This is a genomic window from Paraburkholderia caffeinilytica (assembly GCF_046030355.1).
Classification (GTDB): Bacteria; Pseudomonadota; Gammaproteobacteria; order Burkholderiales; family Burkholderiaceae; genus Paraburkholderia; species Paraburkholderia caffeinilytica_B.
This window is the reverse complement of sequence record NZ_JAQQCQ010000004.1, coordinates 321,711-346,209: the sequence shown is the minus strand read 5'-3', so window position 1 is coordinate 346,209 and position 24,499 is coordinate 321,711. Positions and strand designations below refer to the sequence as shown.

Genomic DNA, 24,499 nt, shown 5'->3' with positions numbered 1-24,499 from the left:
ACTGAACCTGGCGGCCCGTTGGCGCCGCCCCATACAGCCAACCCCCCGTCCGCCCGGGTGCGCATATTGACAGCACATCCGGGGCTGGCCGAATTCGTGATAATTTTCGTCAAACGCTGCCGTGTAGCGGCCGCATGGCGTCGCTACGCGGGCGGTCGATTTCGATCCCGCGTTTCACCGTGAACAACATCTGATGAAACCCGTTATTGCCCTGGTTGGGCGCCCCAATGTGGGGAAATCCACGCTATTCAACCGTCTCACGCGTACGCGTGATGCCCTGGTTGCCGACCTGCCCGGTCTCACCCGCGATCGCCATTACGGCGAAGGGCGCGCCGGCGAGCGGCCGTATCTGGTCGTCGATACCGGTGGCTTCGAGCCGGTCGCGAAAGAAGGCATCCTGCACGAGATGGCGCGTCAAACCCGCCAGGCGGTAGAGGAATCGGACATCGTCGTGTTCATCGTCGACGGCCGCAACGGTCTCGCGCCGCAGGACAAGACGATCGCTGATTACCTGCGCAAGGTTGGCCGGCCGATTTTCCTCGTCGTCAACAAGGCGGAGGGGATGAAGTACACCACGGTGGCCGCCGATTTCTACGAGCTCGGTCTCGGCGACCCGCGCGCGATTTCCGCGGCGCACGGTGACGGCGTCACCGAAATGATCAACGAGGCCCTCGGCGTCGCGTACGCCGGGCAGCCGGAAGAGAGCGACGAGGAAAAAGAAACGCGTGGCGTGAAGATCGCGATCGTCGGGCGGCCGAACGTCGGCAAGTCGACCTTGATCAATGCGCTGGTGGGCGAGGAGCGCGTGATCGCGTTCGATATGCCGGGCACCACGCGCGATTCGATCTACGTCGACTTCGAACGTCAGGGCAAGCCGTACACGCTGATCGACACGGCCGGCTTGCGCCGCCGCGGCAAGGTGTTCGAAGCAATCGAGAAATTCTCGGTGGTGAAGACGCTGCAATCGATCTCGGACGCGAACGTCGTGATCCTGCTGCTCGATGCACAGCAGGACATTTCCGAACAGGACGCGCACATCGCCGGTTTCGTGGTGGAGCAGGGCCGTGCGCTGGTGGTGGGCGTGAACAAATGGGACGGTCTCGATCCGCATGTGCGCGAGCGCACCAAAGCCGACTTGCAACGCAAACTAAAATTTCTGGAATTCGCCAAATTCCACTTCATTTCCGCTGCGGAAAAAACCGGAATCGGCCCGCTGATGCGCTCGGTCGACGACGCCTACGCGGCCGCCATGGCCAAGCTGCCGACGCCGAAATTGACGCGCGCGCTGATCGATGCGGTGGAATTCCAGCAGCCGCGCCGGCGCGGTCCGGTGCGCCCGAAATTGCGTTACGCGCACCAGGGCGGACAGAATCCGCCGATCATCGTGATTCACGGCAATGCGCTCGATGCGATCACCGAAACGTACAAACGCTACCTCGAAAACCGCTTCCGGGAAACTTTCAAGCTGACTGGGACTCCATTGCGCATAGAGTTCAGATCGTCGACGAACCCTTACGCGGATAAAGGCTAAATTCAGGCTGAAACCCGCGTGTGTGCTGGGTTTGGCCGCGAGGCCGGGTCTCTCGCGCAAAAATGAAAATCGGCTATAGTGTAGCGGTTGACGGCGGATCTCTTTTTCTTCGTCGTCAATTCAGTCAACCTGCAAAAAAATACGGAGTTTGCTATGAGCAACAAAGGGCAATTGTTACAAGACCCGTTTTTGAACGCACTGCGTAAAGAGCATGTGCCGGTGTCGATCTATCTGGTCAACGGCATCAAGCTTCAAGGGAACATCGAATCGTTCGACCAGTACGTCGTGTTGCTCCGGAATACGGTCACCCAAATGGTCTACAAGCACGCAATTTCTACGGTCGTGCCTGCCCGTCCGGTGAATTTCCACCCGGATTCCGAACAGTCCTAACCCCTGTCCGCGGCCGGCGTAGCGTCGCCCGTTGGCGATTACTCCCGGCCGCCTCATTTTGATACCCTCCAATTTGATCAATGCAGCGCTTGTCGGCATCGACTTCGGTAAGATCGATTTCGAAGCCAGCCTCGAAGAACTCAGCCTGCTCGCGCAAAGTGCGGGCGCGAATCCCTTAGTCACCCTCACGGGGCGCCGGTCCAGTCCCGATGCCAAGATGTTCGTCGGCAGCGGCAAGGCCGAAGAGTTGCGTCTTGCCTGTGAGGCGAACGACATCGAACTCGTCATTTTCAATCACGCTTTGGCTCCTGCGCAGCAGCGCAATCTGGAGCAGGCGCTTAACCGCCGCGTGATTGATCGTACCAGCCTCATCCTCGATATTTTTGCGCAACGCGCCCGCAGCCACGAAGGCAAGCTGCAGGTGGAACTCGCGCAACTGCAGTACTTATCGACGCGGCTGATCCGCGCATGGACCCACCTTGAACGCCAGAAAGGCGGTATCGGTTTGCGCGGCCCAGGCGAAACGCAGCTCGAAACCGACCGCCGTTTGATCGGCGAGCGGATCAAGGCGCTCAAAACCCGCCTCGAAAAACTGCGCCGCCAGCATGGCACGCAGCGCCGCGCGCGCAGCCGCAATCAGACGATGTCCGTGTCGCTCGTCGGTTATACGAACGCGGGCAAATCCACGCTGTTCAATGCGCTGACGAAGGCCCAGGCGTACGCCGCCGATCAGCTGTTCGCCACGCTGGATACCACGTCGCGGCGCGTTTATCTGGGCGACGAAGCCGGCCAGGTGGTGGTGTCCGACACCGTCGGTTTCATTCGCGAATTGCCTCACCAACTGGTGGCGGCTTTCCGCGCCACGCTCGAGGAAACCATCCACGCCGACCTGCTGCTGCATGTGGTCGACGCGTCGAGCGCCGTGCGTCTCGATCAGATCGATCAGGTGAACGAGGTGCTGCACGCAATTGGTGCGGACACGATCCGGCAGGTGCTGGTGTTCAACAAGATCGACGCCGTGCCGGAGTTGGCGGCCCGTGGCGACTCGGTCGAGCGGGATGAGTATGGTAATATTTCGCGCGTCTTTTTGAGCGCGCGCACGGGGCAAGGGCTGGATACATTGCGCGCTGCCATCGCTGAAATCGCTACTGCCGAACCTCTCGCCGATACGCTGGTCGATCTGTCGGAAGACGACCGGCCCGCAGCACCACGCGAGGACCCTAAGGACCATAAGGTCTCAGAACTCGGGCACTGACCCGCTCCAATTGCACTGACCCGCTGTCTACTCTGGTGAACGAACACAGGTGAACGATTACAACGAGCGGAGTATCTGGCTGCGCATGCGCGCCATGCTTTCACTTAACGATCCGCGCTGGGGCCGGGGCGACGGCAATGGCGACCGCCAACGACCCAATGAACCCAGGCGTCCGCCCACCAAGGACGGTGAAGGCCCGCCCGATCTCGACGAGATGTGGCGCGATTTCAACCGCCGTTTGAGCCGGGTGTTCGGCCGCAAGGGCGGCGGTACGGGTGGCGGACGTCCGGACAACGGCCGCGGCGCGCGCATTGGCGTGGGCATTGTGATCGGCGTGCTGATCGCGATCTATCTCGGCAGCGGCGTGTTCGTCGTACAGGATGGCCAGGCCGGCGTCGTGATGCAGTTCGGCAAGTATCGCTATACCGCGGGGCAGGGTGTGCATTGGCGGCTGCCGTATCCGTTCGAGGGGCACGAGCTCGTCAATATCGGCCAGATCCGTCAGGTGGAGATCGGCCGTAACAACGTGGTGCGTCTCGCCAACGTGAAGGACGCGTCGATGCTGACGCACGACGCCGATATCGTCGACGTGCGCTTTGCCGTGCAGTACCAGGTGAGCAAGCCGACCGATTATCTCTTCCGCAGCGTCGATCCCGATCAGAGCGTCATGCAGGCCGCGCAGGCAGCGGTGCGCAGCATCGTCGGTGCGCGCAGCACCAATGACATCCTCTATCAGGATCGCGAAACAATTCGCCAGCAGCTGATGGCGTCGATCCAGCAATCCCTGGATGAATACCAGTCTGGCCTTGCCGTGACCGGCGTGACGATTCAGGGCGTGCAGGTGCCCGACCAGGTGCAGGCCGCTTTCGACGATGCCGCCAAGGTGCGTCAGGACAACGAACGCGCCAAACGCGAGGCGCAGGCCTATGCCGCCGATCTGCTGCCGCGCGCGCAAGCGGATGTGGCGCGTCAGGTCGACGAAGCGAAAACGTATAGCGACAAGACCGTGGCCCAGGCGCAAGGCGATGCCGAGCGCTTCAAGCAGGTCTACGCGCAGTACTCGAAAGCGCCCGCTGTGATTCGCGAGCGCATGTATCTGGAAACCATGCAGCAGATCTATTCGAATACGACCAAGGTGTTTGTGGACAGCAAGAGCGGCAACAACGTGTTGTATCTGCCGCTCGACAAGCTGGTCGAGCAGACTCGCCAGCGCGTAGCCGACGCTGCTGCGGCCGCTTCCGGCGCTGCCGTTGCGTCGGGTGCTGCCGCGCCGCAAGCCGCGAGCAGCGCTGGTGCACCGGCTGCCGCCGCTTCCGCTCCCGCCGCGGTTGCAACGCCTGCCAGCCAGGCCGCAGCCAGCAGCGACGCACTGCGTTCACGCGACTCCTTCCGCAGCCGTATGCGCGAAGACGACGTTCAATAAGGAGCGCACATCATGAACAAGATTATTGCGCTCGTCGTTGCCGTCGTCATCGTGCTGTTTGCCGCATCGTCGATGGTATTCGTGGTCGACCAGCGGCATATGGCTGTGCTGTCCTCGCATGGTGACACCGCGCCCGAATTGCTCGGCCCGGGTCTGCACGTGAAACTGCCGCCGCCGTTGCAAACGGTCACGCTGGTCGATAACCGCATTCAGTCGCTCGACGCGCCGGATGAAGACCGTTATGTCACGTCGGACAAAACCGATCTGCTGGCGAACCCGGTCATCAAATACCGCGTGACCGATCCGCTCAAGCTGCTCGCTGAAACCCGCGGTGATGTGCAAAGTCTGGCTGATCGCCTCGCGTTGCTGTCGCGCAGCGCGCTTGGCGACGCGTTCGGCAAGGTCACGCTGACCGATGCGCTGGCAAAGCAACAAGCCGTCGCAGACGAAGCGCGCGACACGATGAGCAAGGCCGCGGCATCGCTAGGCGTTTCGGTGCTTGACGTGCAACTGACACGCGTCGATTTCCCCGCGGCGATGGCCGACTCGGTCTACAAGCGGATGATCGCCGCGCGCGAGCAGGCGGCTGCCGACGAACGTGCGAAGGGCACGGCCGAAGCCGACCAGATCAAGGCGGATGCCGTCGGCCAGCAACAGGCGATTCTCGCGGACGGCTATCGTCAGGCGCAGACCATCAAGGGCGAGGGCGATGCCAAGGCAGCGGAAATTGCGGCCGCGGCATACGGCAGCGACCCGCAGTTCTACCAGTTTTATCAAAGCATGCAGGCGTACAAGAACACCTTCAAGCCGGGCGACGTGATCGTGGTCGACCCGAGCAGCGAGTTCTTCCGCTTCATGCGTAGCCCGACCGGCGCCGCCGCCCCGGACGCTTCCGCGACACCGCGCAAACACTGATAACCGGAACGCCGCGGCATCCGCATCGCGGCCCTTTCATTCGCATGGACATAGCCGGCTCGTTACTGCTCGCGATCGCATTGATGCTGATTATCGAAGGGATGTTTCCCTTCGTTTTCCCGAGCGCCTGGCGCGACACGTTCCGTAAAATAGCGGAACGGCCGCCGCATCAGATTCGCATCGGCGGACTGATCGTGATGGTGCTCGGATTGATCCTGCTGTTTATCGTGACCTGAAGGGGCGCTCTACCGCGCAGCCGCTGTGCGCGGTTGTTGTTAGCCCTACCGGCGGCAAACCTCAGCGTGGCACCAGCGGGCGTGGCAGGAACGGGCGTTTCGGCGCGGCGCAGGCCACGGTTGTCTGAGGGCCGCGAAGGGCTGTTCCGATACCCGCGACAGCCGCCAGAATAGAGCCGTCGCCCGCCATTCACACTCACTCACCGGCGCACTCAGCTGCCGTGTTCAACGTCGTAGGACTGTATCGATGTCGACCTGGTTACTTCCCGAGAATATCGCCGACGTGCTGCCGTCGGAAGCCCGCAAGATCGAAGAGTTGCGGCGCCATTTGCTGGACCGTTTCCGTTCGTATGGCTACGAGATGGTGATGCCGCCGCTGCTCGAGTACATCGAGTCGCTGCTCACCGGCGGCGGGCACGATCTGAATCTGCGCACGTTCAAGCTGGTCGATCAGATGTCCGGGCGCACGCTGGGTCTGCGTGCCGATATCACGCCGCAGGTCGCGCGTATCGACGCGCACTTGCTGAATCGTCAGGGTGTGACGCGTCTTTGCTATGCCGGCAACGTGGCGCATACGCGTCCGCGCGGCCTGCACGCCACGCGTGAGCAGATCCAGATCGGCGCCGAAATCTACGGTCACGCCGGTCTCGAAGCGGATCTGGAAATCCAGCAGTTGATGCTCGACGCGCTGCGTCTGGCCGGTCTCGCGAAAGTGCGGCTCGATTTGTGTCATGCAGGCGTGCTCGCTGCGTTGATCGAAGGCGAGCCTGCTGCTGCCGAACTGGGTCAATCGCTTTACGACGCGTTGGCCGGCAAGGATGTGCCGCGCCTCGTCGAATTGACCGCCAATCTGACGCCAGTCACACGAGACGCATTGCGCTCACTCCCCACGCTCTACGGCGACGCGTCGGTACTCGACGAAGCCCGTGCACGCTTGCCGAACGCACCGGCCATCGCCCGCGCGCTCGACGACCTCGCATTCCTCGCGAGCCAGGTGGACGGTGCCGAAGTGATGATCGACCTGGCCGATTTGCGCGGCTATGCGTACCACAGCGGCGTGATGTTCTCCGCGTATGTCGACGGTGTGCCGAACGCGGTTGCGCGCGGCGGCCGTTATGACCACGTCGGCCAGGCGTACGGCCGTGCGCGCGCGGCAACCGGCTTCTCGCTCGATCTGCGCGAAGTCGCTCGCATTTCGCCGGTTGAAGCCCGCAGCAGCGCGATTCTTGCGCCGTGGCAGCACGACGAAGCATTGCGCACCAGCGTCGGCGCCCTGCGCAACGCCGGTGAGGTCGTGATCCAGGCGTTGCCCGGCCACGAGCACGATCTGGACGAATTCGCCTGCGACCGCGTGTTGGTCGAGCGCAACGGCGCGTGGGTCGTCGAACCCCGTTCCTGAGCGCGAATTGATGGACCGCCTGAGGGGCATCCCGAGGGCATTTGAGAAGGCGTCCAAAGCGTCGCCTGACCCGGCGTGGCTCCTCGCCGCGCTATTTTCGAAATACCCACCATAACGTGCATACCGTTGAGCGGAAACGGAAAAATTCGGAAGGTTCCGCGAACATAGGTAGAATACGTTTTTAACCAGCTTACGAAACAACATGTCTGCCAGCGCAGTGAATGTGAACCCCGGGCGCAACGTCGTCGTCGTGGGAACCCAGTGGGGTGATGAAGGCAAGGGCAAGATCGTCGACTGGCTGACGGACCACGCTCAAGGCGTCGTTCGCTTCCAGGGCGGTCACAATGCCGGTCACACGCTTATCATCGGCGGCAAGAAAACCATCTTGCGTCTGATTCCGTCGGGCATCATGCATCCCGGCGTCGCGTGCTACATCGGCAATGGCGTCGTGTTGTCGCCGGAAGCGCTGTTCAAGGAAATTGGCGAGCTCGAAGCCGCCGGGGTCGATGTTCAGAATCGCCTCTTCATTTCCGAAGCCACCACCCTGATTCTGCCGTACCACATTGCCATCGACCAGGGCCGCGAAGCGCGCCGTGGCGCGAGCAAGATCGGCACCACCGGCCGCGGCATCGGCCCGGCCTACGAAGACAAGGTGGCGCGCCGCGGTCTGCGCGTGCAAGACCTGTTCGAGCCGGAAAGCTTCGCCGAACGCCTGCGTGAAAATCTCGATTATCACAACTTCGTGCTGACGCAATACCTGGGCGCCGACGCGGTCGACTTCCAGCAAACGCTCGACACGATGCTGAGCTATGCAGACCGTCTGAAGCCGATGGTGACCGACGTGTCGCGCCGTCTGTACGACGAAAACGCAGCCGGCAATAACCTGCTGTTCGAAGGCGCGCAAGGCACGCTGCTCGACATCGACCACGGTACCTATCCGTACGTCACGTCGAGCAACTGCGTGGCCGGTGCGGCAACCGCGGGTGCGGGTGTCGGTCCGCAAAAGCTGAACTACATTCTCGGCATCACCAAGGCGTATTGCACGCGCGTCGGTTCGGGCCCGTTCCCGAGCGAACTGTACGACGCGGATAACGCCGCGCGTCAGGAACCGATCGGCCTGGAACTCGCCAAGGTCGGCAAGGAATTCGGCTCGGTCACCGGCCGTCCGCGCCGCACCGGCTGGCTCGACGTCGCAGCACTGCGCCGCTCGATCCAGATCAACGGCGTGTCGGGTCTGTGCATGACCAAGCTCGACGTGCTCGACGGCCTCGACGAAGTGAAGCTGTGCGTCGGCTACACGGTCGACGGCAAGAACGTCGACCTGCTGCCGCGTGGCGCATCGGAAGTCGCGCGTTGCGTGCCGGTGTACGAAACCTTCGCGGGCTGGAAGGAAAGCACCGTCGGCATCACCGAATGGGACAAGCTGCCGGCCAGCGCTCGTGCGTATCTGACGCGCGTCCAGGAAGTCGCGGGCATTCCGATCGACATGGTGTCGACCGGTCCCGATCGCGACGAAACGATTCTGTTGCGTCATCCGTTCAAGGTTTAAGCCATGGTGCAAGGTGTACCCATGATTGCGATGAAAGATCCGCGCAACGATGACAAGAACCTGTGGGTCGGCTGGGACGAGTATCACCGGCTGATCGAACTGCTGGCATTGCAAGTGCACGAGTCGGGCTGGAAGTTCGACAAGATTCTGTGTCTCGCTCGCGGCGGTTTGCGTGTCGGCGACCAGCTCTCGCGTATTTACGATCTGCCGCTGGCGATTCTCGCCACGAGTTCGTATCGTGAGGCGGCCGGCACGGAGCAGGGCGAGCTCGACATCGCGCAATACATCACGATGACGCGCGGCGAGTTGCATGGCAATGTGCTGCTGGTCGACGATCTGGTTGATTCGGGTGTGACGCTGGCACGCGTGCAGCAACATTTGAAGGACCGCTATCCGGCAATCACCGCGGTGCGCTCGGCGGTGCTCTGGTACAAGGGCTGCTCGAAAGTGAAGCCGGATTACCATGTGCAATACCTGCCCACCAATCCGTGGATTCACCAGCCGTTCGAGGAGTGGGACACGGTTCGTCCGCATAACCTCGGCGCGTGGATCAAGCGCGGTATGCAGCAGGACCAGGAGTCGTCGGGCACGTGATGCGCGCTACGACGTCGTGTGTATTGCGTCGTATCCCGTGCAGTGTCTGCAAAACGGAGCCCAATTGGGCTCCGTTTTTTTATGTCCGTTATGTGTCCGCCGTAGGTGTCCTGTAAACGGCGCTGCGCGAAATGTGCATGCCGCGCTGGCGAAACGCCTGACGCAGCAGACGCGCCTAAATCGCGGTGCTACACTGCGCGGACCCTCTACGTGGTGTATCCACAACAAGCCGGGCGGCGCTAGGCGGGCAGTTTAGAATAGCGGTCGTTTTTTCCGCTCAGGGAACGGATTTCCTCGCGTCTATGACAGATAACAATCACGTGCACAAACAGCCTCTGCCTTCCCTCGCGATTGCCGCGATCGGCGTGGTGTTCGGCGATATCGGCACGAGTCCGCTGTACTCGCTGAAAGAAGCTTTCAGCCCTGCACATGGCATTCCGCTGACCGATCAATCGATTCTGGGCGTGATCTCGCTGCTGTTCTGGGCGATCGTGATCGTGGTCGGCGTCAAGTACGTGCTGTTCGTGATGCGCGCCGACAACAACGGCGAAGGCGGCGTCCTCGCGCTGATGGCGCTGGCGCTGCGCTCGCTTGACCACAAATCGAAAATGGCCGGCTTGCTGATGATGCTCGGCATCTTCGGCGCCTGCATGTTCTATGGCGACGCGGTGATTACACCCGCCATTTCGGTGATTTCTGCGGTCGAAGGTCTTGAGATCGCGGCGCCTCATCTATCGCATCTGGTGCTGCCGCTCACGATGGTGATTCTCGTGCTGCTGTTCTGGATTCAGCGGCATGGAACGGCCACCGTCGGCCGCCTGTTCGGCCCGATCATGGTGCTGTGGTTTCTGGTGCTCGCCGCGCTGGGTTTGTGGCACATTCTGCAGTCGCCGAATGTAATCCGCGCGCTTAATCCGTACTACGCGTACACCTTTATGGCGGCGCACGTGTTGCAGGCTTACGTGGTGCTGGGCTCGGTCGTGCTGGTGCTGACCGGCGCCGAAGCGCTGTATGCCGATATGGGCCACTTCGGCGCAAAGCCGATCCGCATGGCCTGGTACTTCCTCGTGATGCCTTCGCTGGTGCTGAACTATTTCGGCCAGGGCGCGCTGTTGATGCACGACCCGAAGGCGATCGAAAATCCGTTCTTCCTGCTCGCGCCGGATTGGGCGCTGCTGCCGCTCGTGGTGCTGTCGACGGTGGCGACCGTGATCGCGTCACAGGCGGTGATTTCCGGCGCGTATTCGTTGACGAGCCAGGCGATCCAACTCGGCTACGTGCCGCGTATGAAGATTCTGCATACGTCGGAACTGGCGATCGGTCAGATCTATGTGCCGGTGGTGAACTGGATGCTGCTGTTCATCATTCTGTGCATCGTGATCGCGTTCAAGAGCTCGGACAATCTCGCCGCCGCGTACGGTATCGCGGTGACGGCCACCATGGTGATCACCACGATCCTCGCCTGCGTCGTGATGGTGAACGTGTGGAACTGGAACAAGTTCCTCGTGGCGATGATCATCGGTGTGTTCATGGCGGTCGACCTGGGCTTTTTCGGCGCCAATCTGCTCAAGGTCGCGGAAGGTGGCTGGTTGCCGCTCGGCATTGGCGCGCTGCTGTTCTTCCTGCTAATGACGTGGTTCAAGGGCCGGTTGATCGTCAAGGAGCGCACGGCGGCTGACGGTATTCCGCTCATGCCGTTCCTGCAGGGCCTGCTCGCGCATCCGCCGCATCGTGTGTCGGGTACGGCGATCTATCTCACGGGCAGCGATTCGCTCGTGCCGGTGAGCTTGCTGCACAACCTGAAGCACAACAAGGTGCTGCACGAGCGCACCATTTTCCTGACCTTCGTGACGCTCGACATTCCGTATGTGAACGATGCAGAGCGCGTGACGGTCAAGGACCTCAATGGCGGCCTGTATCTCGTCAAGGCGGCGTATGGTTTCAACGAAACGCCTGACGTGAAGGCGGTGCTGCTCGAGGTAGGCCGCACGCACGACATGACCTTCGAGATGATGGACACGTCCTTCTTCCTGGCGCGCGAAACGGTGGTGCCGACGCAATTGCCGGGCATGTCGGTGTGGCGCGAACGTGTGTTCGCCTGGATGCATCAGAACGCAGCCAAACCGACCGACTTCTTCAGCATTCCGGCCAACCGGGTGGTGGAGTTGGGGACGAAGATCGAGATTTGACGACGGACTCACTCACGCTGGACGCGCCTTGCATGCCGAGACGCGGCAAGCGGCAAGTGATAAAAAAGCCCACGCAATTGCGTGGGCTTTTTTTGCCACTCGATTTCGTGGACGTCAGTGTGTCAACGCGTGAACGAATCACGCGCTGACACACCCGCTTACTTCTGTTTGAGCTTGGCGAATGCCGCGGCCATTGCGCCGCCTGCTTCCGGCTCACGCGAGCGCTGTTGCTGCGCGCCGCGTGCACCGCCACCCGAACGACCGGAGCCGCCGCGATCCTGCTGGGCGCCGCCACCGCTGCGCTGCGCGGCCGCCGCGCCGAACTCGTCGTCCAGACGCATGGTCAACGCGATACGCTGGCGTTTCACGTCGACTTCCAGCACCTTCACCTTGACGATCTGACCGGCCTTGACCACTTCGTGCGGGTCTTTGATGAATTTCGTCGACATGGCCGACACGTGCACCAGACCGTCCTGATGCACGCCGACGTCGACGAACGCACCGAAGGCCGCCACGTTCGTCACGACGCCTTCGAGCACCATGCCCGGCGTCAGATCGCTGACCTTCTCGACCCCTTCGCGGAAAGTCGCAGTCTTGAATTCAGGACGCGGATCACGGCCCGGCTTTTCGAGTTCCAGCAGAATGTCGCGCACGGTCGGCAGGCCGAAACGGTCGTCGACGAATTCCACCGGCGACAGGCCGCGCAGTGCTTCGCGATTGCCGAGCACTTCGCCGACATGCTTGCTGATCTTCGCGAGTATGCGTTCCACGACCGGATACGCTTCCGGGTGAACCGACGAGCGGTCGAGCGGGTTCTCGCCGTTGTTGATGCGAAGGAACCCGGCGGCCTGTTCGAAGGTCTTGTCGCCCAGACGCGGCACCTTGCGCAGATGTTCGCGCGACGGGAACGGACCGTTTGCATCGCGATAGTCGACGATATTGCGAGCCAGCGTGGCGTTCAAACCCGAGACGCGCGCGAGCAATGCGACCGACGCCGTATTGGCATCCACGCCGACCGCGTTCACGCAATCCTCGACCACCGCGTCGAGCGAGCGGGCCAGTTCGCGTTGATTCACGTCATGTTGGTACTGGCCGACGCCGATTGCCTTCGGTTCGATCTTCACCAGTTCCGCGAGCGGATCCTGCAGTCGGCGCGCAATCGACACCGCGCCGCGCAGCGACACGTCCATGTCCGGGAATTCCTTGGCCGCGAGTTCGGAGGCCGAGTACACCGACGCGCCGGCTTCGGACACGACGATCTTCTGCAGCTTGAACTCCGGATGCCGTGCGATCAGTTCGCTCGCGAGCTTGTCCGTTTCACGCGACGCCGTGCCGTTGCCGATGCTGATCAACTCAGCCTGCGTCTGTGCGCAGATGCGCGCCAGTTTCGCAATCGAGCCGTCCCAGTCGCGGCGCGGCTCGTGAGGATAAATCACGTCGGTGGCGAGCACCTTGCCGGTCCGATCGACGACCGCGACTTTCACGCCGGTGCGCATGCCCGGATCAAGGCCGATCACGGCCTTCGGGCCTGCCGGCGCGGCCAGCAGCAAGTCCTTCAGATTACGCGCGAACACACGAATGGCTTCATGTTCGGCTTCGTCGCGCAGATTGGTCAGCAGTTCGTTTTCGATATGCGGCTGCACCTTCACGCGCCAGCACCAGCGGCACACGTCGGAGAGCCACTTGTCGGCCGGGCGGTTCTGATTGGCGATGCCGAAGTGGCGGGCGATCAACGCCTCACCCGGATGCGGCACCTGCGCGTCGAGTTCTTCGCCGAGACCCAGCTTGACCATCAGCACGCCCGCATTGCGGCCGCGGAACAGGGCCAGCGCGCGATGCGACGGCACGGTCCGGATAGTTTCCGCATAGTCGTAGTAATCGCGGAATTTCTCTTCTTCCGCGTTTTCCTTGCCCTCGACCACTTTCGACGACACCACGCCCTGGTTGAACAGGTAATCGCGCAGCTTGCCGAGCAGATCCGCGGTTTCGCCGAATTGTTCGGAGAGGATGTCGCGCGCACCGTCGAGCGCGGCCTTCACGTCGGCAACGCCTTTCTCGGCGTCCACGTAGGCGGCGGCTTCGGTTTGCGGGTCGAGCAGGGCGTTGGCCAGCAGCGCGTCGGCAAGCGGCTGCAAGCCGGCTTCGCGAGCGATCTGCGCACGTGTGCGGCGCTTCGGCTTGTACGGGAGATACAGATCTTCCAGCACCTGCTTGCTGTCGGCGCCTTCGATCGCGGTGCGCAACTCGTCGGTGAGCTTGCCCTGTTCGTCGATGCTCGCGATGATCGCGGCGCGCCGGTCTTCCAGCTCGCGCAGATACAGCAGGCGTTCCTCGAGATTACGCAGTTGCGTGTCGTCGAGATTGTCGGTCACTTCCTTCCGGTAGCGGGCGATGAACGGAACAGTCGCTCCTTCGTCGAGGAGTTGCACCGCGGCCGCGACCTGGCGCGGCTGGACGGACAGTTCGGCGGCGATGCGCTGTACGATCTTGAGTGCTACGGTTTCCGTCATAAGGTCTTGGTGTTCCTGCTACTCAATCAAAGGTCGCGCGGTGACGGCGCACGTCGGGCACGCCGCTGCACGCTGGGCGTGCGCGCTGCGACCAGGTTGCTGGAGCGGGGCATTTTGCCATAAATGCAAAAGGGCTCAACCGCAGGGTGATAGAATTTCGGGCATGTTCCGTTGACCATTTACGACGTTGCCAACCTCTTTGTCCCTCAACCGCCTGGGCTCCCGCTTGTCACAATTGCCGCCTTTCTTGTCGCCGCGTTTGGCGTGTTCGTCGTTCGTGCCGGCGGCGCGGCCCGTGTTCAAGTCAGCGCGCCCGTCCAATGGGATGTTTATCGCTTCGCACGTTTTGTGTGCAATAGCCGCGATGTTGGTCATGTCGGCGCCGGCCGTGGCGCAATCCGCAGCGCCGCTCGAGGCCGCCAGCAGTCTTGCGCCGGTCGCCGCTTCGGGTGCGCGGGCAGTGGGCGCAACGGGCGCAGCGGGTGCAACGGACACCATGAACGCCGCGGGCGCGGATAACGCCGGCAACGCTGAGAACGCCGGCAACGCGGTATCGCTCGATAGCGCATTTGACGCGCGGCAGAAAGTCCTCGATCAGCGCTCGGAGGAAAACAACTACCGGTACGCGGTCGCCGAACACGATTGCTACAGTAAGTTCTTCGTCAACCATTGTCTGAACAAGGCGCGCGACAGTATGCGCCTCGTGCAGGCCGATATTCGCAAGGAACAGCTCGCGCTCGACGGCGAACAGCGTGCCCAGCACGCCCGCGAGCGTGACGAGCAGGCGGCGCTCAAACGCGCGCAAGACGAAGCCAGCGCGCCGCAGCGCGCCGCCGACGACGCGCGTAACGCGCAGGCCTACGAGGACAAGCAGCGCCAGCACCAGATCGACCAGGCGCAACGCGCCGCCGAGGCGCCGCAACGCAGCGCCAACGCGCAGGCTTATCAGGACAAGCAGCAACAGCACGCACTGGATCAGGCGCAGCGCGGCATCAGTCCGTCGAAGGCCGCGGCCAACAGCCAGGCCTACGATCAGAAGCAGAGCGACTTTCAGCGCAAGCTCGACGAAGCGCATCAGCAAGGCGTGCAAAAGGCGCAGGAGCGAGTGGAGAAGCAGCAGAGCTTCGAGAAGAAGCAGGCCGACGCAGCGCAGCACAAAGCCGACGTCGAGGCCCGTCAGAAGCAGGCGGCCGAGAAAGCCGAACAGAAACGTCAGGACCAGTTGAAAGAACAGCAGCAACTTGAAGAACAGCAAAAGCAGCAACAGCAACAACAGTAGGTGTGCTGTAGCGGGTTCTGGCAGGGTCATAGCCAGACAGTAGTCAGTAGTCGCCGTAACGCGTTTTAAGCCGGACAGCAACCTCAGGCATCGGGCTGCATAGGCAGCCTGTGCCGCATACGAGAGGAGGCGAGCATGCGCGATCAACATCACGTCATCACCGCGGACACACTGCGCGACCGTATTCTGCAACTTGAATCGGAGCATAGTGGGCTCGATCGATTGATCGACCGAATGTCGGATGAGCCTGGCATCGACGACTTCGAGTTGCAGCGCCTGAAAAAGCGCAAACTCAAAGTCAAGGACACCATCATCTTGCTGCAATTGCAGCTCGAACCGGACGTACGCGCCTGAGTTCGCGGCCTGGCAGGCGCCGGGTCGCGCCGCGCGCGCCGGACTTTGCAGGAAACGCTTGCCTTGAATTCACCGCTCGACACTTCACCACGCGCCATGGCGGGCGACGACGCTCCGGCGGCCGGCACCCCCGCGTCTGCGCTCTCCGCATCATTGAATCCACGCCGCGCCGCCGAACTGGACGATATCTTCGCCGATAACGGCCTGCTTGCCCGTCAGATCGACGGTTATCGCTCGCGCGCATCGCAGATCGAAATGTCGCGCGCCGTCGCGGCGGCCATGGAAGCGTCGGGCCGCGCGATGCCCGAACCCGCGATGTTCGAGGCGCAAAAGCGTCCGGCGCGGCGTCTGCAATCGCCGGGCGCGGATGCTGCAGCCGAAGCCGCCGACAGCGACGAGTCGAATGGTCTCGACGGCAGTGAAAACACGCTGATCGTGGAAGCGGGAACAGGTACCGGCAAGACCTATGCGTATCTCGTGCCGGCCATGTTGTGGGGCGGCAAGGTGATCGTTTCCACCGGCACCAAGCATTTGCAGGATCAGCTTTTTCAGCGCGACATTCCGACCGTGCGCGATGCGCTCGCCGTGCCGGTGTCGGTGGCCATGCTCAAGGGCCGCGCGAACTACCTGTGCCATTACTATCTGCAGCGCACAGCGGATAACGGCCGTCTGCCGTCGCGCCAGGAAACCTCGTATCTGCAGGACATCATTCGCTTCGCCAAGATCACGCGCACCGGCGACAAGGCCGAACTCGCGAGCGTGCCGGAAACGGCGGCGGTGTGGTCGATGGTGACGTCCACGCGTGAAAATTGTCTTGGCCAGGAGTGCCCGCACTACAAGGAATGCTTCGTGATGCAGGCGCGTCGCGAGGCGCAGCAGGCCGACATCGTGGTGGTCAATCACCATCTGTTTTTCGCCGACATCATGTTGCGCGATACCGGCATGGCTGAATTGCTGCCCACGGCCAATACGGTCATCTTCGACGAAGCGCATCAACTGCCGGAAACCGCGACGCTGTTTTTCGGCGAAACGCTCTCCACCACGCAATTTCTCGAGCTCGCGCGTGATTCCGTGGCGGAGGGCCTCGGTCATGCGCGCGAATCGGTCGACTGGGTGAAGCTCGGCTCGACGCTCGAACGCGCGGCGCGTGACGTGCGGCTTGCTTTCAAGGAAGACTCAGTGCGCTTGTCGATCGGTCAGCTGCCCGACGATCACCCGTTATTCCCCGCACTCGAAACGCTGGAAGCCGAGCTCGATGCACTGACTTCCGCGCTGGCCGGTCAGGCCGAGCGCGCCGAATCGATCGGGGCGTGTTTGCGCCGTGCACGCGAACTGCAAGGCGTGCTCGCGGGCTGGACCACGCCGCCCACCGAGACCGAACGCGCAGCCGCTGACACAGCCGCGGCGGACGCCAAGGCCGAACGTGCCGATCCGAATGAAAAGGTGCGCTGGATCGAGGTGTTCGCGCATACGGTGCAGTTGCACGAAACGCCGCTTTCAGTCGCGCCGATCTTCGCGAAGCAGCGCGCGGGCGTGCCGCGCGCGTGGATCTTCACGTCGGCGACATTGTCGGTGCGTGGCGATTTCACGCACTATGCGGCGCAGATGGGCCTGAACGCAAAACGGTCGATGACGCTGCCGAGCCCCTTCGACTACCCGACGCAAGGGCTTCTGTACGTGCCGCGCAATTTGCCGCAGCCTTCGTCGCCCATGTTCACCGACGCCGTGTTCGACGCTGCATTGCCGGCGATCGAAGCATCGGGCGGCGGCGTCTTCATGCTGTGCACGACGTTGCGCGCCGTGGACCGCATCTCGGCCAAACTGCGCGACACCATCGAGGCGCGTGGCTGGGACTATCCGCTGCTCGTGCAGGGTGACGCCAGCCGCACCGAGTTGCTCGATCGTTTCCGTTCGTACGGCAATGCGATTCTGGTGGGCAGCCAGAGCTTCTGGGAAGGCGTGGACGTGCGCGGCGATGCGCTCTCGCTGGTCGTGATCGACAAGCTGCCGTTTGCGCCGCCTGACGACCCCGTATTGTCGGCGCGTCTGGATGCGCTGACGAAGAAGGGCTTGAGTCCGTTCGCAGTGCATCAGCTGCCGCAGGCTGTGATTACGCTCAAGCAGGGCGCAGGCCGTCTGATTCGCGCTGAGACCGATCGCGGCGTGCTGATGATCTGCGACACGCGTCTCGTCGACAAACCGTATGGGCGCCGTATATGGCAGAGCCTGCCGCCTTTCAAGCGCACACGTGAGATCGAAGTCGTACGCGAGTTTTTCGAAGAGAATGCAACGCCGGCTCAATAGCGGATTAAGTGCAGACCGTTGTAAAAAACGGGCTTTTAAATGACAAAACGCCACGGATGTGAATCCGTGGCGTTTTGCTTTACTGCCTCAGGAAATCGAAATGATTTCCCGGAGCAGTTTTCGCCCGGAGGCGAACCCTATGCGACAGCTTACTGGCTTGCGCCCGAAGCCGGAGCAGCAGCCGAAGCAGCAGCGCCTGCGTCCGAAGCAGCGGTCGTAGCCGAAGCGGCAGCGTCGCTCGCAGCAGCAGCAGCACCCGACGCAGCAGCAGCAGCGTCCGAAGCAGCAGCAGCCGGTGCCGAAGCGGCAGCAGCGTCGCTAGCAGCCGGTGCAGCGGCTTGATCGTTGCTCTTGTTGCATGCAGCCAGTGCCACAGCTGCCAACAGGGATGCTACGAGGAGGGATTTCTTCATGATCACGTCCTTTTATGGTTAAAGGTAAGCAACAGCGCAAAATAATACCGGTAATGTGCTCCAACACCGACCTGGGCCGCTGGTGGAGACGCTCTTTTGACGAGCTAGAATCTTCCCTACGGCTTGGGCGGAAATTATATGCACTTTCGTACTGACAATCCATAAATCCGGGGTCAATACGTTGTCTTTCTCATACAAAATTTCACAGTACGGTATAACAGGCGGGCAGAGTTACGCAAGCTCGCCCACTTGTATCCAGCCCGCACAATACCACTCGTGAAGCAGTGCTGTCACCGACGAATCGTGTGAGAGTGTTACAAAGCGTTTCGCACTCATACACCGGTGGTCAGCGAGGTCAAACAACCACTTTTTTGCACCATCAAACGGTGTTTCCTCTCCATTTACGAAGAAAAAACGGCGGTTGTACAACAAATTAGTCTTTCGGTCGAGCCGAATACCGGACTTCGATGCCTGACTGATGAAACGGGCCTCATTGAGCGGTCGTTGCGGTGGATCAAAGACGACACTCGGCTTGGGTTCGCTAAGGTACGTTCCAAGGAACGAAGCAATGTCCCGGTCACTCCATTTAACGCCAGCAAGGATCGCACCAACCCGTTCGATCAAAGCGGCGGGCAATTCTGCCGGACGCTCGACGGCGGCTTGCTGGGGGTCTCGATACAGCGCATTGGGCCGTACGGCGGCGTCGCCGCGTTCCGCCAGATGGTAAAGGAACTGCGCGGTCAACTCGCCCGCAGACGGGGCGCGAAAACCGATCGAGCAGGTCATGCATTCGCCTTCGGCGACACCGTCATGCGCGATATGCGGCGGCAGATACAACATGTCGCCCGGCTCGAGCAGCCATTCCTCTTCGGCCTCGAAATGCTGTAAAACTTTCAAAGGCAAACCCGGTTGGAGCGTCAGATCTTTCTGCGCACCGATCCGCCACCGGCGCTTGCCTTTTACTTGCAAAAGAAACACATCGTAGGAATCGAAGTGGGGGCCGACGCCGCCGCCATCGCTCGCATACGAAATCATCAGATCGTCCAGACGCGCGTCCGGCACGAAGCGGAAGCGGTCGAGCAAGGCACGCGCGCGATCGTCGTAAAGATTCACGCCTTGCACGAGCAGTGTCCAGGCGCGTTGCTTGACCGACGGCAATTCATCCGGCGCGAACGGGCCGTGCTCCAGTTGCCATTTGTTGCGAAAGTGCGTGATCAGACGTGCTTCCACTTCGTCCTGATCGGCCAGCTCGAAAAATTCCTCGCGCGACAGCGGCGCCTCTACGTTCGGGATCGCCTGGCGGATCAGCAGGGGCTTCTTTTGCCAGTACCGGCGCATGAATTGCGATGGCGTCAGATTGCCGAGCAAGGGCGTGGGCGTGTCGGGCGACGGCGGGAGAATAGGGCGAGCCGGCTTTGACGCCGGTGAAGAATTCCGTGCCGAAGGTGCATCGGCCGGGTGGTCAGTGGGCCGCTTGGGCATCGTATAATGTGAGTTGTATTCTGGAGAATCGAATGAAAATCGCAAAGAACACCGTCGTGTCGGTCGCTTACAAGCTATCGGATGCGCAGGGCAATCTGATTGAAGAAAGCGACGAGCCGATGGTCTATCTGCACGGCGGCTATGATGGCACGTTCCCCAAGATCGAGGAAGAGCTCGACGGCCACGAGGCCGGCTTCGAGACCCAGATCCAGCTCGAGCCGCAAGACGCGTTCGGTGAGTACGACCCCGATCTCGTGAAGATCGAGCCGCGCGATCGCTTCCCGGAACCGCTCGAAGTCGGCATGCAATTCGAAGGCACGCCGGAAGAAGGCGATGACGATCTCGATTCGCTCGTCTACGTGGTAACCGACGTGGCGGAAGACAAAGTCGTGCTCGACGGCAACCATCCGCTCGCCGGCATGGCGCTGCGTTTCGCGCTGACCGTGAAGGACGTGCGTCCGGCTACGGAAGACGAAATCCAGCACGAACACGCGCATGGCGCCGACGGCCTCGAAGTCCTCGATGACGATGACGACGAAGCTGAAGACGACAAGTCAGGGCCCACGCTGCACTGAACTGGCGGGCGTGCCGGGAGCGCCTGAAGGCACACCCGGTGCGTGCGGCAAAACGGCCGAGGCAGGCGGGGCGGACATGGCGGGACCATATTCGCCGTTGCCTTCATCTGCCGGTCTGTGTTGCTGTTGGTCCGGTTGCTGCTGCCCAGGTGTCTGCAGCAACGGCGGCAACTCGGAAGCCGGGCTCAAGGCCGGCACGGCCGGCATCGAAGCGGCCGGCTCTTCGCGCTGCGGCGCCGGCGGTGCTGCCGGCATTGGCATTTGTTTCGGCACATCGCGCACACTCACGCGGAACGGCGGTTTCTTGCCGAGGTCCGCTTCAATCTGAATCCACTGGTTAAGACGATCATGCGGCGCAAGCGCGACACGCGTGAGGTTCGTCACCAGCACTCCCTTGTCATTGCGTAGCGGCTGATCGATCACGAAGCCGGCGCTCGCGTGTTCGTCGTCGCAATGAATCACCAGCACCGGTCCGCGAAAAATCTGCGCGAGTTTGACGAGGCTGCGTTTGAATTCCAGAAAGCCGTCGCGGCGCGTGTTCCGCGCAAAGCGCAGCCACGCGAACCGGTCGGGCCGTTCGTAGCGCTCCGGATCGGGGTCGCCCTGAATGAAGATGACAATCGCGCGCGCGTCGCGGCGTTTCGCATATTCGCCGGCATGTTCGAGCCAGAACGCATTGGCGATTACGCGATCTTCGAACTCGCCATTGCGGCCGCCCGCAGTCAGATAGTGATTGTTCGGACTCGGCGCGTTCAGACCGACAAACACGGTGTCGCCGACTTGCCAGCGCACGTTCTCCCTGAACGGACGAAAGCGTGACACTTCGCTCTCGCGCGTCAACGCGATCGGATTCTGACCCATCGACGTGGCGTCGGTGAAGAGAGTCTGACGGAGTTGATCGAGCCGCTCGACCGGGTCGAAGCCACCGGCCTCCGCCGTGCCGCAGTCGGCCCAGTCGTGTTGACCCGGAATGAAGAAGAGGGCGGGCCGGGATGTTTCGAGCAGCGCGTGGCGCCGTTCGTATAACGCATCGCGGCAGGCTTCTTTCGCGCCCTTCAGATTGCCGTCGTAGACGATGAACGAGAGCTCGCGGTCGCGGCCGATTGCCTCGATCAGACGTTGTGTGGGCGCTTCGTCAGCGGGGCTTTGCATCGTGCTGGCGATGACCGCGAAGGCAAAGCGCGGCGTTTCAGCGTGCGCGAGCGGGGCAGTCACTGCGAGCACCACGAGTGACGTTAGCGATGTTCGAGATGCAAGCGACGCAAGCGACGCAAGGCCGCCCGCGAACGTGAGGGCGTTGCTCAGCGCCGCGCGAAGTTTGCGCGGGCGCTGCAAGGGCCTGTGTGCGTCAATGATCTGCATCCGGCGCGGCGGCCAGCTCGTGCAGTTCATACAGCAGATCGAGCGCTTCGCGTGGCCGCAGATCGTTCGGATCGATTGCGCGCAGACGCTCGACAAGTGCCTGCATGGCCGGCGACACCGCAGCTGCATGCTTGTCGCCAGGTTCGTCGTCGGCGTCTTCTAGCAGCATAGGCATGGGCGCCGCGAACAGATCGAGTTGCGGAGCGGGTTGTGCCGCCGATTGCTGTTCGAGATGCGCGAGATGCTTGCGGGCCGCGCGAATCACCGCGTTCGGCACACCGGCCAGTTGCGCGACCTGCAAACCGTAGCTCTGATTTGCCGGCCCTTCGCTGACCGCATGCAGGAACACAATGCCGTGCCCATGCTCGACTGCCGACAGGTGCACATTGGCCGCGTGCGGAAACTCGGCGGGCAACTGCGTCAATTCGAAGTAGTGGGTGGCGAACAGCGTATGACAGCCGTTGTGCGAGAGCAGGTGCCGCGCGATGGCCCACGCCAGCGCGAGGCCGTCGAACGTCGACGTGCCGCGCCCGATCTCGTCCATCAGCACGAGACTTTGCGGCGTGGCGTCGTTCAGGATCGCCGCGGCTTCCGTCATTTCCACCATGAAGGTCGAGCGGCCGCCGGCCAGATCGTCCGCCGCGCCGATTCGCGTGAAGATGCGATCGATCGGACCGAATGCCGCGCGGCGTGCGGGCACATAGCTGCCGACGTAGGCCAGCAACGCGATCAGCGCGGTCTGCCGCATGAAGGTCGATTTACCGCCCATGTTCGGGCCGGTGATCAGCAGCAGTTTGCGCTCGGGTGTGAGCGTGCAGTCGTTAGCGATGAATTGCTCGACCTGCGCCTCGACAACCGGATGCCGGCCTTGTTCGATTTCGATGCCGGTATCCGGCGAAAACGTCGGCGCGACCCAATCGAGCGCGCGGGCGCGTTCGGCGAAAGCAGCCAGCAGATCGAGTTCGGCGAGTGCCGCCGCGACGCGCTGGCAGTCCGGGATAAACGGCAGCAGCGCTTGCAGCAACGCGTCGTAAAGCGAGCGTTCGCGGGCCAGCGCGCGTTCCTGCGCGGACAGCGCCTTGTCTTCGAATGTCTTCAGTTCTGGCGTGATGTAACGCTCAGCGTTTTTCAGCGTTTGACGGCGGCGGTAGTCGTCCGGCACCTTGTCAGTCTGGCCGCGCGTGACTTCGATATAGAAGCCATGCACCTTGTTGTACTCGACGCGCAGATTGCCGATACCGGTGCGCGCGCGTTCGCGCATTTCGAGGTCGATCAGGAACTGCCCGCAGTTCTCCGAAATATCTCGCAACTCGTCGAGTTCCGCATCGTAACCGCGGGCGATCACGCCGCCGTCGCGCACCATTGCGGCGGGCTCCTGCGCGACCGCGCGCCTGAGCAGCTCGACGCATGCTTGCGGCGGTTCCAGCGACGCGTCGATACGCGCCAGCGAATCCGCATTGGACGAAACGGCCGCGAGTTGCGTGCGCAATTCGGGCAACGCGATGAAGGTGTCGCGCAGGCTCGACAGATCGCGGGGCCGCGCCGACAGTAGCGCGAGACGTCCGGTAATCCGCTCGATGTCGGAGATTTGCCGCAACGCGCCGCGCAGCGTGTCGACGCCTGCGCTCAGTGGTGCGTCGAGCAATGCGCCGATGGCCTGCTGACGAGCTTGCGCCACAGCGGCTTCGCGCGGCGGGTGATGCAGCCAGTGACGCAGCAGACGGCTGCCCATGGTCGTGCAGCAAGTATCGAGCAGCGAACACAGCGTGGGCGATTCAGTGCCGCGCAGCGTTTCCGTGAGTTCGAGATTGCGGCGCGTGGCGGGGTCGAGCCCGATATATTCGGACTCGTACTCGACCTTCAGGCTGCGCACGTGGCGCAGTTGCTGGCCTTGCGTGGCCGCTGCATACAGCAGCAGCGCGCCGGCCGCGCCGCATGCCGCTGTCAGCGAGTGCGCGCCGAAGCCGTCGAGGCCGGCCACTTCCAGTTGATCGCACAGACGCTGCGTGCCCGAGGCGATATCGAAGTGCCAGACGGGGACGCGGGTGAGGGCGCCGGCGTTGACGGGCGGCGTCCAGCTCGCGGAGTCAGCGGGGGCGTCGGCCACCAGAATTTCCGCGGGACGAATCCGCTCGAGCGCGGCGGCCACCTGGTCGGGCGCCACTTCGGCGAGACGCAACGCGCCGCTCGCCAGATTCAGCCACGCGAGCCCGACGCTCGTTGCGACGCCGCGGCGGTTATGCGCGACGCACAGCGCCATCAGGTAGACGTCGCTCTTGTCGGACAGCAGCGCTGCGTCCGTCAGTGTGCCCGGCGTGACCACACGCATCACTTTGCGCTCGACCGGCCCTTTCGACGTAGCCGGATCGCCGATCTGTTCGCAAATCGCGACGGATTCGCCGAGCTTCACCAGCTTGGCCAGATATTGCTCGACGGCGTGATGCGGCACGCCCGCCATCTTGATCGGATTGCCCGCCGAGGCGCCGCGTTGCGTAAGTGTTAAATCGAGCAGACGCGCGGCCTTTTCCGCGTCTTCGAAAAAGAGCTCGTAGAAGTCGCCCATCCGGTAGAACACCAGCGTGCCCGGATGATCCGCCTTGATGCGAAGGTACTGCTGCATCATCGGCGTGTGTTGTGCGACGTCATTGGCCGCTGCGGTTTGAATGCCCATCCTCGGTGTCTTTTTGCGTTAGCTGTTCAGGGCGTGAGTTTAACCCGCCGACGCGGCGAGCGGACCCT

At 62.4% G+C, this 24,499-nt stretch carries 20 protein-coding genes; 14 read left to right on the top strand and 6 right to left on the bottom strand.

Translation table 11 applies throughout. The features are described 5' to 3' along the window. Positions 1-193 precede the first annotated feature (193 nt). From der to PQQ95_RS08485, 10 genes are all read left to right on the top strand, one after another. Positions 194-1,531, top strand: a complete 1,338-nt coding sequence (gene der, locus PQQ95_RS08530; RefSeq protein WP_408436796.1) for a ribosome biogenesis GTPase Der — start codon at positions 194-196, stop codon at positions 1,529-1,531. Between the two features lie 153 nt (positions 1,532-1,684). Continuing rightward, entirely contained in the window at positions 1,685-1,921 is a 237-nt protein-coding gene (hfq, locus tag PQQ95_RS08525; protein ID WP_006051315.1) for an RNA chaperone Hfq, read from the top strand. 58 nt (positions 1,922-1,979) lie between these two features. Further along, the gene (hflX, locus tag PQQ95_RS08520; RefSeq protein ID WP_408436794.1) at positions 1,980-3,176 is read left to right on the top strand and encodes a GTPase HflX; all 1,197 of its coding nucleotides are present in this window, start codon (positions 1,980-1,982) and stop codon (positions 3,174-3,176) included. A gap of 49 nt (positions 3,177-3,225) precedes the next feature. Further along, on the top strand, positions 3,226-4,599 hold the full coding sequence (gene hflK, locus PQQ95_RS08515) for an FtsH protease activity modulator HflK (protein ID WP_408436792.1): 1,374 nt from the start codon (positions 3,226-3,228) through the stop codon (positions 4,597-4,599). Between the two features lie 12 nt (positions 4,600-4,611). After that, the gene (gene hflC / locus PQQ95_RS08510) at positions 4,612-5,514 is read left to right on the top strand and encodes a protease modulator HflC (RefSeq protein WP_408436791.1); all 903 of its coding nucleotides are present in this window, start codon (positions 4,612-4,614) and stop codon (positions 5,512-5,514) included. A 44-nt stretch (positions 5,515-5,558) separates the two neighbouring features. After that, positions 5,559-5,750, top strand: coding sequence for a DUF2065 domain-containing protein (locus PQQ95_RS08505; protein ID WP_011488937.1), 192 nt, complete (start codon positions 5,559-5,561; stop codon positions 5,748-5,750). A gap of 247 nt (positions 5,751-5,997) precedes the next feature. Continuing rightward, a complete protein-coding gene (locus PQQ95_RS08500) occupies positions 5,998-7,149 on the top strand; it encodes an ATP phosphoribosyltransferase regulatory subunit (RefSeq protein WP_408436790.1) in 1,152 nt (383 codons plus the stop codon). Positions 7,150-7,351: 202 nt separating this feature from the next. Next, on the top strand, positions 7,352-8,698 hold the full coding sequence (locus PQQ95_RS08495; protein ID WP_408436788.1) for an adenylosuccinate synthase: 1,347 nt from the start codon (positions 7,352-7,354) through the stop codon (positions 8,696-8,698). A 3-nt stretch (positions 8,699-8,701) separates the two neighbouring features. Beyond that, positions 8,702-9,292 (top strand): phosphoribosyltransferase, encoded by a 591-nt coding sequence (locus PQQ95_RS08490; RefSeq protein ID WP_408436787.1) that lies wholly within the window; start codon positions 8,702-8,704, stop codon positions 9,290-9,292. Between the two features lie 302 nt (positions 9,293-9,594). Beyond that, the gene (locus tag PQQ95_RS08485; protein ID WP_408436785.1) at positions 9,595-11,481 is read left to right on the top strand and encodes a potassium transporter Kup; all 1,887 of its coding nucleotides are present in this window, start codon (positions 9,595-9,597) and stop codon (positions 11,479-11,481) included. Between the two features lie 158 nt (positions 11,482-11,639). On the opposite strand, the gene PQQ95_RS08480 is transcribed toward PQQ95_RS08485, so the two are convergent. Further along, a complete protein-coding gene (locus PQQ95_RS08480; protein ID WP_408436784.1) occupies positions 11,640-13,991 on the bottom strand; it encodes a Tex family protein in 2,352 nt (783 codons plus the stop codon). A gap of 135 nt (positions 13,992-14,126) precedes the next feature. Continuing rightward, positions 14,127-14,366, bottom strand: coding sequence for a hypothetical protein (locus PQQ95_RS08475; protein ID WP_408437009.1), 240 nt, complete (start codon positions 14,364-14,366; stop codon positions 14,127-14,129). On the opposite strand from PQQ95_RS08475, the gene PQQ95_RS08470 reads away from it, so the two are divergent. The 3 genes from PQQ95_RS08470 (at position 14,317) to yoaA (ending at position 17,928) form a co-directional block, all read left to right on the top strand. Continuing rightward, on the top strand, positions 14,317-15,270 hold the full coding sequence (locus PQQ95_RS08470; protein ID WP_408437000.1) for a hypothetical protein: 954 nt from the start codon (positions 14,317-14,319) through the stop codon (positions 15,268-15,270). The two genes, PQQ95_RS08475 and PQQ95_RS08470, sit on opposite strands and share 50 nt — an antisense overlap. 135 nt (positions 15,271-15,405) lie before the next feature. Further along, positions 15,406-15,624, top strand: a complete 219-nt coding sequence (locus PQQ95_RS08465; RefSeq protein WP_408436782.1) for a DUF465 domain-containing protein — start codon at positions 15,406-15,408, stop codon at positions 15,622-15,624. Positions 15,625-15,687: 63 nt separating this feature from the next. Beyond that, on the top strand, positions 15,688-17,928 hold the full coding sequence (gene yoaA / locus PQQ95_RS08460) for a DNA repair helicase YoaA (RefSeq protein ID WP_408436781.1): 2,241 nt from the start codon (positions 15,688-15,690) through the stop codon (positions 17,926-17,928). A gap of 149 nt (positions 17,929-18,077) precedes the next feature. Here yoaA and PQQ95_RS08455 read toward each other — a convergent pair whose 3' ends face one another. Together PQQ95_RS08455 and PQQ95_RS08450 are read right to left on the bottom strand one after the other, a co-directional pair. Then, the gene (locus PQQ95_RS08455; protein WP_115780318.1) at positions 18,078-18,341 is read right to left on the bottom strand and encodes a hypothetical protein; all 264 of its coding nucleotides are present in this window, start codon (positions 18,339-18,341) and stop codon (positions 18,078-18,080) included. 231 nt (positions 18,342-18,572) lie between these two features. Further along, a complete protein-coding gene (locus PQQ95_RS08450) occupies positions 18,573-19,823 on the bottom strand; it encodes a JmjC domain-containing protein (RefSeq protein ID WP_408436779.1) in 1,251 nt (416 codons plus the stop codon). A 32-nt stretch (positions 19,824-19,855) separates the two neighbouring features. Between PQQ95_RS08450 and PQQ95_RS08445 the strand changes: the two genes are divergently transcribed. After that, positions 19,856-20,398, top strand: a complete 543-nt coding sequence (locus tag PQQ95_RS08445) for an FKBP-type peptidyl-prolyl cis-trans isomerase (RefSeq protein WP_154565123.1) — start codon at positions 19,856-19,858, stop codon at positions 20,396-20,398. Here the strand turns inward: PQQ95_RS08445 and PQQ95_RS08440 are convergent. Beyond that, positions 20,378-21,760 (bottom strand): hypothetical protein, encoded by a 1,383-nt coding sequence (locus PQQ95_RS08440; RefSeq protein ID WP_408436998.1) that lies wholly within the window; start codon positions 21,758-21,760, stop codon positions 20,378-20,380. The genes PQQ95_RS08445 and PQQ95_RS08440 overlap by 21 nt on opposite strands. After that, a complete protein-coding gene (gene mutS / locus PQQ95_RS08435) occupies positions 21,747-24,431 on the bottom strand; it encodes a DNA mismatch repair protein MutS (RefSeq protein ID WP_408436777.1) in 2,685 nt (894 codons plus the stop codon). The genes PQQ95_RS08440 and mutS overlap by 14 nt, the downstream gene beginning before the upstream one ends. Between the last annotated feature and the right edge of the window lie 68 nt (positions 24,432-24,499).